Origin of the sequence: Limimaricola sp. (genome assembly GCF_016125575.1) — a bacterium.
Lineage (GTDB): Bacteria > Pseudomonadota > Alphaproteobacteria > Rhodobacterales > Rhodobacteraceae > WGLM01.
The window spans coordinates 704,175-717,815 of sequence record NZ_WGLM01000002.1 but is presented as its reverse complement, the minus strand read 5'-3'; the positions used below and the strand labels follow the sequence as shown (position 1 = coordinate 717,815).

The window sequence follows — 13,641 nt, the reverse complement described above, 5'->3', positions numbered from 1 at the left end:
ATTTCTGCCACGCGCCGCAACGCGTCATTGCCAAGCCGACACCGTGGCGTGATAGCCTGCGGGGATGGAGCATTTTCTCTTTCAGGCCACCATCTACCTTGGTGCCGCGGTCATTGCGGTGCCACTGGCCGCGCGCCTTGGCCTCGGCTCCGTCCTGGGCTACCTGGCTGCCGGCATCGTCGTTGGCCCGCTGACCGGGCTTGTCGGAACCGAGACGCAGGATTTGCAGCATTTTGCAGAATTCGGCGTCGTGATGATGCTGTTCCTGATCGGGCTGGAACTGGACCCACGCGCGCTTTGGGCCATGCGGATGCGGCTTTTCGGGCTGGGTGGTCTGCAGATCGTGGGAACGACGGTGGTGGTGATGGGTGCGGCGCTGGCGATGAAAGAGACGTGGCAGCATGCGCTGGCCATCGGGCTGATCCTGTCGCTCTCGTCGACTGCCATTGTCCTGCAGACGCTGTCGGAACGCGGGCTGGTCCAGACGGCAGGCGGGCGTAACGTGTTCGCCGTATTGCTGGCGCAAGACATCGCCGTCATCCCGATGCTGGCCTTCCTGCCGCTTCTGGCGCTGGTAGGTCCGACGACACTGGCCCCCGACGGCTCTATCAGCCGCCCGGGCGACACCGCCGCGATGACCAGTCACTCGGTGCCCAACCTTGTCGAAGGGCTGCCGGGCTGGGGGGTGACGTTGGTCACGCTGGGCGCTGTCGCCGTGGTGGTCCTTGCCGGCATCTTCCTGACCCGCCCGGTGTTTCGCTACATCCATCAGGCCCGACTGCGCGAGATGTATACCGCGCTGGCCCTCTTGATGGTCGTATCCATCGCCGTGCTGATGGAGATGGTGGGCCTCTCGCCCGCGCTTGGCACCTTCCTTGCCGGCGTGGTGCTGGCCACGTCCGAGTTCCGGCACGAGCTCGAAAGCGACCTTGAGCCTTTCAAGGGCCTGCTGCTGGGGCTGTTCTTCATCACGGTCGGCGCGGGCTTCAACCTTGGCGCCTTCTTCGACGATCCGCTGCGCATCCTTGGCCTGACGTTGCTGCTGATCCTGCTCAAGGGCACGGTCCTGACGGTGCTGGCGCGGGCATGGCGACTGCGACCGCGTGACCGTCGCCTCTTCACCCTCGGCCTGAGCCAATCGAGCGAGTTCGGCTTCGTGCTGATCTCGTTCTCGCTCGCCACCGGCGTGTTGCTGCCGCGTCTGGGCCAGCTTCTGCTGATGATCATCGCGCTGTCGATGCTGATTTCGCCGCTGCTTTTCATCCTTTACGACTGGCTGGCCCGGCGCGAACGGCCCGAGGCCGAAGCCGAGGCCGACGCCGTGGACAAGACGGGCCAGGTCATCATCGCGGGGATCGGGCGCTTCGGCCAGATCGTCAACCGGCTGGTGCAAAGCGCGGGCTTTTCCACGGTGGTCATCGACAAGGACCTTGCAACCGTGCAGGCGATGCGCACCTTCGGCTTCAAAGGCTTTTTCGGCGATCCTACGCGCCCCGATCTGCTGAAGGCCGCGGGACTCGAGCGCGCCACGGTGCTGGTCATCGCGATCGACGACAAGGCCGCGGCGGTGCGCCTGACCGCCTATGCCCGCAAGACCCGGCCGGACCTGCACATCATCGCCCGCGCGCATGACCGCGTGCATGTCTACGAATTGCACGCCGCGGGCGCCGACGACATCGTGCGCGAGATGTTCGACAGCTCCTTGCGCGCGGGGCGCTACGCGCTGGAGAACCTCGGCCTCAGCGAATACGAGGCCGCCGAGGCCGAATCGATGTTCTATCACCATGATCGCAAGGCGCTGCGCGAACTGGCGGACCTGTGGATTCCGGGCGTGCCGGTGTCGAACATCCCGGCCTATGTCAAACGCGCGGCCGAGCTGAACAACGCGCTGGAAACGGCACTGCTCAGCCGCCCGCAGACAGGTTCGTCATCCGAGGACACCACCGCACCGGACGAAAATGCCACCGGTAATCAGCCGTCGGCCACCCCGGCTTCGGCAAAAGACGCCATGCCGGAATGACAGGCGATGGCGCCTTGCAGCACGCCGATGGCCAGCGCCGCGCCCGAGCCCTCACCCAGCCGCAAGCCCAGTTGCAAGAGCGGCTCTTTTTCCAATGCCGCCAGAAGCTGGGCATGCGCGCTCTCGGCGCTGAGATGTCCCGCCACCGCGTGATCCAGCGCGCCGGGCACCTCGCGTTCCAGAACAGCTGCGGCCGCGGTGCAGATGAACCCGTCGAGGATCACCGGAATGCGATTGGCCCGCGCCGCGGCAATCGCCCCCGCCATCGCGGCGATCTCGCGCCCGCCAAGGCAGCGCAGCGCCTCGAGCGGGTGGCCGAAGGCGCCGGGATTGGCGGCCAGTCCTTCGGAAACGACGGTCGTCTTGCGCTCCAGGCCCGCGTCATCAACGCCGGTGCCCCGCCCCGTCCAATCGGCGGGCGCGCCGCCGAAGATGGCCGCCGCCAGCGCCGCGGCAGCGGTGGTATTGCCGATGCCCATCTCGCCCGTGACCAGCAGGTCGGCCTCGGCATCGACTGCCTCCCACCCGGTGGCAATCGCAGCCACGACCTCGGCCTCGGTCATCGCGGGGCCTTGGGTGAAATCGGCCGTCGGGGTGTCGAGGTCGAGCGCATGGACATCCATCCGCGCGCCGAAGGTCCGCGCCAACTGGTTGATCGCAGCGCCGCCGTGCTGGAAGTTCATCACCATCTGCGCCGTCACCTCGGCCGGAAAGGCGGAAACGCCGCGCGCCGTCACCCCGTGATTGCCGGCGAAGATGATGACCTGCGGGTGCGCCAGCTCGGGTCGCCCGGTGCCGCGCCATCCGGCATACCAGATCGCAAGGTCCTCAAGCCGGCCCAGCGCGCCGGGCGGCTTGGTCAGTTGGCCGTTGCGTGTGCGCGCGGCCTCGGTCGCGGCCTCGTCGGGCCCCAGCTGGGCGGCAAGGGTCATGCGGAACTGGTCGAGGGTGGAAAAGGGGGCGGTCATGGCAGTCCTCGTTGCAAGATCGGCCCTGCCTGTCTAACCCTCGTGGCGGCGAGCGAAAGGCCGGAAAGGGCATCGACGTGCACGAAGACGACACCGCCCCGCTTCTGCGGCCCGAGGATATCCCCGCCGCGCTGGGCCTGCTCAGCCGCCTGCCGGTGCGCGTCGACATCGCCCGCGCGCAGGCCCGCGGCGCCGCTGCCGCTTGGGCCTGGCCGCTGGCCGGGCTGGTGGTGGGCGCGCTTGCAGCCCTGGCAGGCCGGGTCACGCTTGTCCTTGGCCTGCCCGCCGCCATCGCCGCGACAGTGGTGCTGGCCGCGAGCGTGATCCTGACCGGCGCAATGCACGAGGACGGGCTGGCCGACACCGCGGACGGCCTGTGGGGCGGCTGGACGCCCGAGCGGCGGCTGGAGATCATGAAGGACAGCCGGATCGGCACCTACGGCGTTCTGGCGCTGGTCCTGTCGGCCCTGCTGCGCTGGCAGGCGCTGAACGCGCTGATCGCGGCCGGGGCGCTATGGGCCCCGGTGATGGCGGCGGCGCTGCTGGCGCGCGTCCCGATGGCGGCCTTGATGGCGGCCCTGCCCAATGCCCGTGCAGGCGGGTTGAGCGCGCAGGTGGGGCGGCCACGCGCGGCAACCGCCGCGGCAGGTGCGCTGCTGGCGCTGGCGCTCTCGCTGGGCCTGATCGGCTTGCAGACGGTGCCGGCGCTGCTGGCGATGGCGGTGGCGGCGGTGCTGGTCGGTGGCGTCGCACGCGCACGGATCGGCGGCCAGACCGGCGACATCCTTGGCGCGGCGGAACAACTGGCCGAAACAGCCGTCCTGCTGACACTCGTGGCGCTGCTGCCCTAGCAGCGCAGCGCCGCCGCCAGCGAAGCCGGGCCGCGATAGCGCCCCAGGTCGCGCCCGAGGATCCGCCCCGCGACCAGCCGCGCGGCAAGGATGCGCTGCCACTGGCCATCGGCCACTACGACCTCGGGCAGGCCGCCGCAGGTGCGGATGCCGCCCTCTGGCGTGGCCTCGCCGAAATGATGGTTGGTCAGGCCACCCGCCGCGGCCAGTTCCACCAGCCGCCCGTCACGCAGGCCATAGAGGCGCAGCACCTTCGCAAGGTGAGGCCGGTCGACCACCGCGATCTCGGGCCGCCCGTCGCCATCCAGATCGGCAATGCCCACCACCGCAATCCAGCGATGCGGCGCACCAATCGGCGGGGTCGCGGCAATCTCGCCCTCGGGGCCATAGACCACCAGCGCCGCGCCGCGCGTCAGCGATGTGCGCACCGTCACCACCTCCGGCGCGCCATCGCCGTCAAGATCGGCCAGGCGCGGCGCTGTATCCTCGAAGATGCCGGCATCAGGAGGCACGATCCGAACCTGCCGCCCGTCGGCCAGTGTCAGCACCAGCGCGTCCCATTCGCCCTGCGTGCCCAGCACGTTGTGGCCGTAGCGGTGCGACGGCGCATCATAGGCCGCGCCGACAACCTGCGCCGACGTCGCCACGGGCCATGCCAGCAGCAGCGCCGCCAGCAGCGCGCGCATCAGATCTGTTTTTCGGGCATCTCGACGCGCAAGCCGTCCAGCGCGTCCGACACTTTCAGCTGGCAGGTCAGGCGCGAGCGGACGGGGTCGGGCTTGAACGCGAAATCGAGCATGTCCTCTTCCATCGCGTCCTTGGGCGGCAGCTTGTCCACCCAGGCCGGGTCGACATAGACGTGGCAGGTCGAACAGGCGCAGGCGCCGCCGCAATCGGCCTCGATGCCGGGAATGCCGTTGTCGCGGGCGCCTTCCATCACAGTCAGGCCGTTGGGCACCTCCAGCGTGTGCTCCTTCCCGCCAAACTCGACATAGGTGATACGTGCCATTGCAGCGCCCTGTTTTTCTGTTGCCTCGGTCCCCGCCTATCTAGGTCAGCGGGCCCGGGCCTTCCAGCCCGAAAATCGCCAGCATGTTGGCTAGCTGCGACACCACGCCTGCAAAATGGGCGTCGGCGATTGGCGACCAGCATCATCCGCGCTAAGGTTGCGGCCGAGAAACAGAAGGCGCCGACAGGCCCCGTGGCAGAGCAGATGACCCCACCCGCCCCTTTCAGGTCGGTGCCCCGCCTTGCGGCACTGGGCGCGGTTATGCTTTCAGCCTGCGCGCAGGCGACCCCGCAAAGCGCACCACCTGCCTTTGCCACGCCCGAGGTCACCTATGACGCGCAAGGCCGTTGCTTTGGCCGCGATGTGACACCCGCAGTGTTACAGACCGTCACCGTGCAGGTGCCCGACCAGCCCGCTGTCACCGCACCTGACGGCACCGTAATCCGCCCCGCCACCTATCGCACCGAAACCCGGCAAGAGATCACCAGAGAGCGGCAAGAGGTGCTGTTCCAGACAATCTGCCCACCCGACCAAACGGTGGATTTCGTGCAATCACTGCAACGCGCGCTGAAAACGCGGGGGTATTACCTCGGCCCGATTACCGGCGCGCTGGACCCTGAAACCAACGCGGCGATCCGGGCGTTCCAGCGCGTTTCGGGCCATGACAGCACCCTGATCGACATCAAGACCGCGCGCGCCCTCGGCCTGACCGTTCTTTCGCAGGAACAGCTCGACCGGGGCTGACGGCGGGAATTGCAGCGCGGCCCTACTTGTCCAGCGCAAGGCCGACAAATCGCGGATCGCCACCGCGCCGGATCAACAGCAGCAGCGAACGACGCCCGGCATCCTTGGCCTCGCTGATCCGCGCGCGCAGGTCATCGGCGTTGGCGACCGGCTGTTGCCCGGCCTGGGTGATCAGGTCACCCGGCTGAAGCCCCTTGCGCGCGGCATCCGACGCGGGATCGACCGAGGTAATGACAAGCCCCGTCGCATCGCCAAGATTGAACTGGGTGGCAAGCTCGGGCGTCACCTCGACCACCGTCAGGCCAAGGATATCAGCCTTGGCAGGGGCCACGGGTTTTTCCGGCGCGGTGGGCGCCATGTCGCCCTCGGCGGTTTCGCGGCGGCCCAGCACCACGGTTGCGTCAACCGTCTGGCCATCGCGCAACACCTGCACGTCCACCGATTTTCCCACCGGCGCGTTGCCGACCATCCGCACCAGTTCGCGGGTATCGGTCACCAGTTTGCCGTCGAAGGTCAGGATCACATCGCCCGCCTTCAGTCCGGCATCGGCGGCCGGCCCGGTCGGCACATCGGTGATCATCGCGCCACGCACGCTGCCCAGCCCGGTGATGGCATCAACCATGTCGGGCGTGATGTCTTGAATCTTGACACCCAGCCAGCCGCGCCGTGTCTCGCCATATTGACGCAGCTGATCGACGACGTTGCTGACCACGTTGGAGGCCATCGAGAAGCCGATCCCGATCGAACCACCATTGGGCGACAGGATCGCCGTGTTCACGCCGATGACGTCGCCGTCCATGTTGAAGAGCGGCCCGCCCGAGTTGCCGCGGTTGATCGCGGCGTCGGTCTGGATGTAGTCGTCATAGGTCCCCGACAGCTCGCGGTTGCGGGCCGAGACGATACCGGCCGAAACCGAAAAGCCCTGACCCAGCGGGTTGCCCACCGCCAGAACCCATTCGCCCACGCGCGCACCCGGCCCGTTGCTGTCACCAAACTTGACGAAGGGCAGATCGGTCGCATCGACTTTCAACAGCGCAATGTCAGTCTTGGGGTCGGTGCCGACCAGTGTCGCGGGCATCTTCTTGCCGTCCAGAAACTCGATCTGGATCTCGTCAGCGCCCTCGATGACGTGGTTGTTGGTGACGATGTAGCCATCCGACGAGATGACAAAGCCGGACCCCAGCGCAGTGGACCGTCGCGGCGCATCAGGGCCGTTGGGCATGTTCTTGAACAGGTCTCCGAAGGGCGAACCTTGCGGCGCCATGCCCGGAGGCCCGGCATTGCCCGCCACCATCGTGGTCGAGGTGATGTCCACCACCGCGGGGCTGACCCTTGCAACCAGATCGGCAAACGACACCGGGCGGTCCTGTGCCGCGCCGCGCTGCGGCTGCGCCATAACCAGTGCCAAGGCCGTCAGCAGGGCCAGCACCAGCCCCGCCAGAAGTCGTCCCGTCGCGATGGCGGGCGAGGCGGCAATGGCACGAGCGGCCGGACGGGGCGGAAGGGAATGGCGCATAGGGTCAACTCCTAAGGATCACGATCTATCGGGCAGCCCGGCGCAAGTCGCGGGCACCCCTTGAAATGTGGCAACAGGCTAGAACGGCAAGACCGGAACGCAAAGCGTCGAATTGTTGCAAACCCTGATCGGGCGTGGTCGTGCGGATCACATTCCCGCCAGCCGGGCCAGCCACATCAGTGCCACACCCAGCGCCAACGCCGCCAACCCGATCAGCCGCCGCTGTTCAACGGGCACCCCCCGCAGCACGGCCAGCATCTGCTCGACCAGCCCCGGCGCCAGAGCATAGACCAGCCCCTCGATCACGAGGACCAGGCCCAGCCCCAGCAGCAAAAGGCCCATGTCAGTTGGCCGGAGCCGGCGCCGGTGCCGGCGCGGTTGCCGGTGCAGGTGGCGTCGCCGGTGCCGTGGCTGGCGCAGGCGCGGCATCCGCCGGTACCGCGTCGGCGGCAGCAGCAGAGGGCGCGGGCGGCGGCGCGGGCATCCCGTCGATCGGGCCGGCAATGCCGGTGTCGGAATTCAGGTAGTTGAAGAATTCCGAATTCGGCCCCAGCACCATCGCGGTATTGCCGCCCTTGAGCGCATCGCCATAGGCCGTCATCGACCGGTAGAAGGCGAAGAACTCGGGATCGGCACCATAGGCCTTGGCGAAGATTGCCGCACGCTGCGCATCAGCCTCGCCGCGGGCGATCTCGGCCTGCCGCTTGGCGTCCGAGACAAGCTCGACCACCGTGCGGTCGGCCTGCGCACGGACCCTTTGCGCCGCTTCGTTGCCGCGGGCGATCTCGTCAGCCGCCTCGCGTTCACGCTCGGCCTTCATCCGCTCGTAAGTGGCGTTGAGGTTGGCTGGCGGCAGGTCGGTCCGCTTCAGCCGCACGTCGATCACTTGCAGCCCCAACGCTTCGGCCTCGGGGATCGCGGCATTGCGGATGCGCAACATCAAGGCGGCACGATCCGTTGACAGGATGTCATTGGACGACACGCTGCCAAGGATATCGCGGGTCTTGGCCCGCAAGATGCCGTCAAGGCGCGAGGCCGCAAAATCCTGTCCGCCGGTGCCGACGGCCTGCCGGAACTTGCGCACGTCGGCGATCCGGTAGCGCGCGAAGGCATCGACAACCAGACGCCGGTCGTCCGATGGCGTCACCTCAAGGCTGTCCATCTCGCGGCTCAGGATGCGGCTGTCATAGCGCACCACTTCCTGAATCAGCGGAATCTTGAAGCCCAGCCCGGGGTCTTCCTTGACCGAAACGATTTCGCCGAATTGCAGAACCAGCACCTTCTGGCGCGGATCGACGATGTAGATGGCATTGAGGGCGAGAAACAGCAGCAAGGCTGCAGTGCCACCAAGAATTGTCCAGAGCCGCATCAGTTATTCCCCCCGGACGAATTCATGGTACTCGAAGATGTGCCGGTGTTGGAGGACGCCGTCGACCCGCTGCTGGATGTAGAGGAAGACGACGAACTGCCACTGGGCATTCCCCGGTTCAATTCATTCAGCGGCAGGTAGGGCACCACGCCGGTCCCGCCCAATGCCTTATCGTCGATCAGGGTGATATTCACCCCGCTTAGTACCTGCTGCATGGTTTCAAGATAGATGCGCTTGCGCGTCACTTCCGGCGCCTTGAGGTATTCGGCCAGCACCGCACTGAAGCGGCTGGCCTCGCCCTCGGCCTCGTTGACGACCTTCGCACGATAGCCTTCGGCCTGTTCCAGCACCTGCGCGGCTTCACCGCGGGCGCCCGCAAGCACTTGGTTGGCGTAGGCGTCGGCCACGTTCTGCAGCCGGTCACGCTCTTGCGCGGCATCCTGCACCTTGCGGAAGCTTGCGATCACCGGCTCGGGCGGGTCGGCCTTGTCGAAGTTGACGCGCACGACGTTGACGCCGCTGTCATAGCTGTCGAGCGTGGTCTGGATCGCGGTGGTCAGCTTGTCGGCAATAATGCCACGGTCGCGGTTCAGAATCGGCGCAAGGTCGGATTGCGCGATGATCTCGCGCATGGCCGATTCCGCTACCGCCTCGATCGTCAGCGGCGGGTTGGCAAGATTGAAGAGGTATTTCGTCGGGTCCGAGATGTTCCAGACAACCTGGAAGTCGATATCGACGATGTTCTGGTCCCCGGTCAGCATCAGCCCGGAATTTTGTCCCGAGGTCGCGGTTCCGATCTCGATGGTGCGTTCGGTCGTGACAGGCAGAACCTCGGCATGGACAAGCGGCCACGGCGCGAAGTTCAGCCCCGGCTCGCCGGTCTTGTAGTATTTGCCCAAGAACAGTTCGACCGAACGTTCATCCGGCTTGACGGTGTAGAAAGAGGCAAAGCCCCAGACCACCACCAGCGCAAGCACGCCAAGTCCGATCGTCCCACGACTGAACGACGGGCCACCGCCGCCACCGCCCATGCCGCTGCGGCCATTCCGGCCGCCCATCAACACGCGCAGCTGCTCGCGCCCGCGGTTCACCAGATCGTCGATCTCGGGGATCTGGGGGCCTTCGCCCGGACGCCGTCCGCCACGGCCACGATCATCGTCGTCCGGCCCCTTGCCGCCACCGCCGCCGCCCCAGGGACCACCATTGTTACCAGCCATGTTGCGTCAATCTTCCTTCCTGTCGCGCCCCTTCACGGAGCCGTTACAGACCAACTTGTGCGCTGATCTCGCGAATTCAAGCGGTCCGGACCGGTTCGCGCATCGTCACGAGTTCTTCTGCCATCGTGGGGTGAACCGCCACCGTCCGGTCGAAATCCTCTTTGGTCGCGCCCATTTTCACCGCGATCCCGGCCAACTGGATCATCTCGCCGGCATTGTCCGCGACGATATGACACCCCAGCACCTTGCGGCTGTCGCGCGCGACGATCAGCTTCATCAGCACCCGGTCACTGCGGCCGGCAAAGGCGTGCTGCATCGGGCGGAAGCTGGTAGCGTAAATCTCCACCGGCTCGCGCTCGCGCGCTTCTTCCTCGGTCAGGCCCACCGTGCCCAGTTCGGGCTGGGTAAAGACGGCCGAGGGGATCAGCTCATGATCGACCGGCGTCGGGTTGCCGTTGAACACCGTTTCGACAAAGGCCATGCCCTCGCGGATCGCCACCGGCGTCAGCTGCACCCGGTGGGTCACGTCGCCAATGGCAAAGATCGATGGCACGGAGGTTTGCGAATAGCTGTCCACAACCACCTCGCCGCGCCGGCCGGGCACCAACCCGATCGCGTCCAGGCCAAGGCCCTCGGTATTGGGCACGCGCCCCGTTGCGAACAGAACCTGATCGAAGTTGCGTTCCGTACCATTGGTCGATTTCACCCGGATGCCATCGTCCACGCGGGCGATTTCCAGAATGTTGGTGCCACAATGCAGGTCCACGCCGCGCGCTCGCATCGCCTCGGCCACAAGTCCCCGCGCCTCGTCGTCGAAACCGCGCAGGATCTGGGCGCCACGGTAATACTGCGTGACGTTCACGCCCAAGCCATTGAGGATGCCCGCGAACTCGCAGGCGATATATCCGCCGCCGACGATCAGGATCGAGCCCGGCAACTGGTCAAGATCGAAGATGTCATCGCTGACCAGCCCGACCTCGGCATTTGTCATCTCGGGTCGCTGCGGGCGTCCACCGGTTGCGATCAGGATGTGCTTGGCCGATACCGCGCGCCCATCGGCCAGCGCAATGTCATGCGGGCCTGTCAGCCGCGCACGGGTGTCGAAGATCTCGACCCCGGAATTGCCCAGCAGCTTGCGATAGACGCCTTCCAGCCGGTCCAGTTCCGCATGCAACTTGCCCCGGAACACGCCCCAGTCGAAGGTGCCATCGGCCAGATCCCAACCGTAGGCGCGCGCGTCCGACATCATCTCGGCATAGCCGCTGGCAAAGACCATCAATTTCTTGGGCACGCAGCCACGGATCACGCAAGTGCCACCCATCCGGCTTTCCTCGGCCAAGGCCACCCGGGCTCCGGTCGCCGCCGCCATCCGCGCCGCCCGCACCCCGCCAGAGCCGCCGCCGATGACGAAAAGGTCGTAGTCGAAAGAAGGCATGGCCGGGGGCTCCGCGATGGCTTGGCAGCGTCGGGCGAGGTTGTCGCACGGGCACCGGCAAATGGCCAGTCTCCGCCGCGCCGCCCTAGTCGCCCAGATCGGTGAAAAGGTTCTCTTCTTCGAGGAAATCGAACCGTTCGGTGCTGACAATGCCCTCGTTGATGTTGCGCACCTCGACCCTGCCATCGCCATGGCCCACGATCACGTGATCGCAGATGTCGAGGAACAGGCCGTTCTCCACCACCCCCGGCACCTGGTTGAGGACAAGGCTCAGCTGCCGCGGGTTGGCGATCCGGTGAAGGTGCAGGTCGAGGATATAGTTGCCTTCGTCTGTGATGAAGGGCGCCTCGCCGTTCATCCTCAGCGTGCTCGATCGGCCCAGCACATCAAGACCCACCAGCGATTCCTCCACCAGTGTCTTGGTCGTCTGCCAGCCGAACGGGATCACCTCGACCGGCAGCGGAAAGGCCCCCAGCGCCTCGACCTGCTTGGATATATCGGCGATCACCACCATCCGATCACTGGCCGTTGCCACGATCTTTTCCTGCAGCAGCGCGCCGCCGCCACCCTTGATCAGGTTCAGATCACCGTCAAACTCGTCCGCGCCGTCGATGGTCAGGTCCAGCCAGCGCGCCTCGTCCAGTCCAATGACCTTGATCCCCTCCTCGCGCGCCAGTTGCGCGGTGCGTGTCGACGTCGGTACCCCGGTAAAACGCAGCCCCTCGTCGCGCACCAACTCGCCAAGGCAACGCACAAGCCATGCCGCGGTCGAACCAGTGCCGAGGCCCACCCGCATCCCCGGCTCCACGAATCGCGCCGCGCGCTTGGCTGCGACGAACTTGGCCTTGTCGATCGGGGACAGGTCTGACGGCATGGCAAAAGCTCCGGCTCGGTCTTGGTAACTGTTATAGAAAGGAAGCTGGCCCCGCGCGAGGGGGCATGCGCGCTTTTCCCGCTCTACTGCGGCCCGCGCCCCATCCCTTCTTCGGCGCCCACACGCCAAACGTCGCTTTCCGGCTGGCGTATGGCCCGCGTTTGCTTAGGCTCTGCGCCGATACCCGGGTGTGCCTTCTGGCGCGCCCCAGACAAAGGTCGCGATGTTTCTATCGGTCTTCGACATGTTCAAGGTCGGCGTCGGCCCCTCCTCATCGCACACGATGGGGCCGATGGTGGCTGCCGCGCGTTTTCTCGACCACCTGCGCGCCCAACCCTTCAGCGTGAGCGGGCTCAAGGCGTCGCTGCATGGCAGTCTTGCCTTTACCGGCGTGGGCCATGCCAGCGACCGCGCGGTGATCCTTGGCCTCGCCGGATTTGTCCCCGATACCTACGACGCCGACAGGGCCGAGACCGAGCTGGAGCGCATCCGCGAAGAGGGCGATGTCGCCCCGCCCGGCCTGCCCCGCCTGCGCTTCCTGCCACATGACGATCTGGTCTTCGATTTCGGCCCGGCGCTGCCCGGCCATGCCAACGGTCTGATCCTGCGCGGCACCGACGCGCAGGGCGACGTGATCACCTCGGTCACCTACTATTCCATCGGTGGCGGCTTCGTGCTGACCGAGGCGGAGCTGGCGCAGGGCCGTGACGTCGATACCGGCCCGCCCGTGCCCTACCCGTTCCGTTCGGCCGCCGAGATGCTCGATATGGCCACCCGCTCGGGCAAGACAATCGCCCAGATGAAACGCGCCAACGAGCTCAGCCGCCATCCCGCCGCCCATCTGGACGCGGGCCTTGCGCGGATCTGGGAGGTGATGAACGGCTGTATCGAGCGCGGGCTGACCGCCACCGGCATCCTGCCCGGCGGGCTGAAGGTCCGGCGTCGCGCCAAGGGGATCTGGGACGCTCTCCAGCGCGAGCGGGGCATGAACCTCACCGCCCCGCATACCATCAACGACTATATGTCGACCTACGCGATGGCCGTGAACGAGGAAAACGCCGCCGGCGGACAGGTGGTGACCGCCCCCACCAACGGGGCCGCGGGCGTCGTGCCCGCCACCATCCGCTACTGGCTGGATCACGTGCCCGGCGCCACGCCCGCCCGTATCCCCGATTTCCTGCTGACAGCCGCAGCCATCGGCGGGCTGATCAAGTTCAACGCCTCGATCAGCGGCGCCGAATGCGGCTGCCAGGCCGAGGTGGGCAGCGCCGCCGCGATGGCCGCCGCGGGCCTGTGCGCCGTGATGGGCGGCACGCCGGAACAGGTGGAAAACGCGGCCGAGATCGCCCTTGAACACCACCTCGGCATGACCTGCGACCCGGTGCGCGGACTGGTGCAGGTGCCTTGCATCGAACGCAACGGCCTCGGCGCGATCAAGGCGGTCAGCGCCGCCTCGCTCTCGCTCAGGGGCGACGGCACGCACCTCGTGCCGCTCGATGCCGCCATCGAGACCATGCGCCAGACCGGCGCCGACATGAGCGAGAAATACAAGGAAACCGCCCTAGGGGGCCTTGCCGTGAACGTGCCAAATTGCTGATCGTCCCGCTTCATCTTGCCCCTATCGCTCTCCCGCCAGAG

13 protein-coding genes are annotated in these 13,641 nt (G+C 66.7%); 4 read left to right on the top strand and 9 right to left on the bottom strand.

Features of this window, described 5'->3' with window-relative positions:
* Positions 1 to 64 precede the first annotated feature (64 nt).
* Complete coding sequence (locus GC146_RS05000; protein WP_291835185.1) at positions 65 to 2,020, top strand: cation:proton antiporter; 1,956 nt, start codon at positions 65 to 67, stop codon at positions 2,018 to 2,020.
* Here GC146_RS05000 and cobT read toward each other — a convergent pair.
* Positions 1,972 to 2,988 carry a nicotinate-nucleotide--dimethylbenzimidazole phosphoribosyltransferase gene (gene cobT, locus GC146_RS04995; protein ID WP_291835182.1) on the bottom strand — a complete coding sequence of 339 codons (1,017 nt, stop codon included), beginning with the start codon at positions 2,986 to 2,988 and terminating at the stop codon, positions 1,972 to 1,974. The two genes, GC146_RS05000 and cobT, sit on opposite strands and share 49 nt — an antisense overlap.
* A 77-nt stretch (positions 2,989 to 3,065) precedes the next feature.
* On the opposite strand from cobT, the gene cobS reads away from it, so the two are divergent.
* Positions 3,066 to 3,839 (top strand): adenosylcobinamide-GDP ribazoletransferase, encoded by a 774-nt coding sequence (gene cobS, locus GC146_RS04990; protein ID WP_291835179.1) that lies wholly within the window; start codon positions 3,066 to 3,068, stop codon positions 3,837 to 3,839.
* On the opposite strand, the gene GC146_RS04985 is transcribed toward cobS, so the two are convergent.
* Both GC146_RS04985 and GC146_RS04980 read right to left on the bottom strand, forming a co-directional pair.
* On the bottom strand, positions 3,836 to 4,525 hold the full coding sequence (locus GC146_RS04985) for a VCBS repeat-containing protein (RefSeq protein WP_291835177.1): 690 nt from the start codon (positions 4,523 to 4,525) through the stop codon (positions 3,836 to 3,838). The two genes, cobS and GC146_RS04985, sit on opposite strands and share 4 nt — an antisense overlap.
* Positions 4,525 to 4,848, bottom strand: a complete 324-nt coding sequence (locus GC146_RS04980; RefSeq protein WP_291835174.1) for a 2Fe-2S iron-sulfur cluster-binding protein — start codon at positions 4,846 to 4,848, stop codon at positions 4,525 to 4,527. The genes GC146_RS04985 and GC146_RS04980 overlap by 1 nt, the downstream gene beginning before the upstream one ends.
* 261 nt (positions 4,849 to 5,109) lie before the next feature.
* On the opposite strand from GC146_RS04980, the gene GC146_RS04975 reads away from it, so the two are divergent.
* Entirely contained in the window at positions 5,110 to 5,592 is a 483-nt protein-coding gene (locus GC146_RS04975; RefSeq protein ID WP_291835171.1) for a peptidoglycan-binding domain-containing protein, read from the top strand.
* A 22-nt stretch (positions 5,593 to 5,614) separates the two neighbouring features.
* Here GC146_RS04975 and GC146_RS04970 read toward each other — a convergent pair whose 3' ends face one another.
* The 6 genes from GC146_RS04970 to rpiA all read right to left on the bottom strand — a co-directional run bounded on the left by GC146_RS04970 (position 5,615) and on the right by rpiA (position 12,003).
* The gene (locus tag GC146_RS04970) at positions 5,615 to 6,988 is read right to left on the bottom strand and encodes a Do family serine endopeptidase (protein WP_291835761.1); all 1,374 of its coding nucleotides are present in this window, start codon (positions 6,986 to 6,988) and stop codon (positions 5,615 to 5,617) included.
* Between the two features lie 267 nt (positions 6,989 to 7,255).
* Positions 7,256 to 7,450: a DUF2065 family protein gene (locus GC146_RS04965; protein ID WP_291835168.1), complete on the bottom strand. Its 195-nt coding sequence runs from the start codon at positions 7,448 to 7,450 to the stop codon at positions 7,256 to 7,258.
* A gap of 1 nt (position 7,451) precedes the next feature.
* Positions 7,452 to 8,477 carry a protease modulator HflC gene (locus GC146_RS04960; protein ID WP_291835165.1) on the bottom strand — a complete coding sequence of 342 codons (1,026 nt, stop codon included), beginning with the start codon at positions 8,475 to 8,477 and terminating at the stop codon, positions 7,452 to 7,454.
* On the bottom strand, positions 8,477 to 9,694 hold the full coding sequence (gene hflK, locus GC146_RS04955) for an FtsH protease activity modulator HflK (protein ID WP_291835162.1): 1,218 nt from the start codon (positions 9,692 to 9,694) through the stop codon (positions 8,477 to 8,479). Before hflK ends, GC146_RS04960 begins: the two co-directional genes overlap by 1 nt.
* 76 nt (positions 9,695 to 9,770) lie before the next feature.
* A complete protein-coding gene (gene gor / locus GC146_RS04950) occupies positions 9,771 to 11,129 on the bottom strand; it encodes a glutathione-disulfide reductase (RefSeq protein ID WP_291835159.1) in 1,359 nt (452 codons plus the stop codon).
* 85 nt (positions 11,130 to 11,214) lie between these two features.
* Positions 11,215 to 12,003, bottom strand: coding sequence for a ribose-5-phosphate isomerase RpiA (rpiA, locus tag GC146_RS04945; RefSeq protein WP_291835157.1), 789 nt, complete (start codon positions 12,001 to 12,003; stop codon positions 11,215 to 11,217).
* Positions 12,004 to 12,226: 223 nt separating this feature from the next.
* On the opposite strand from rpiA, the gene GC146_RS04940 reads away from it, so the two are divergent.
* Positions 12,227 to 13,600: an L-serine ammonia-lyase gene (locus tag GC146_RS04940; RefSeq protein WP_291835155.1), complete on the top strand. Its 1,374-nt coding sequence runs from the start codon at positions 12,227 to 12,229 to the stop codon at positions 13,598 to 13,600.
* The last annotated feature ends 41 nt before the right edge of the window (positions 13,601 to 13,641 follow it).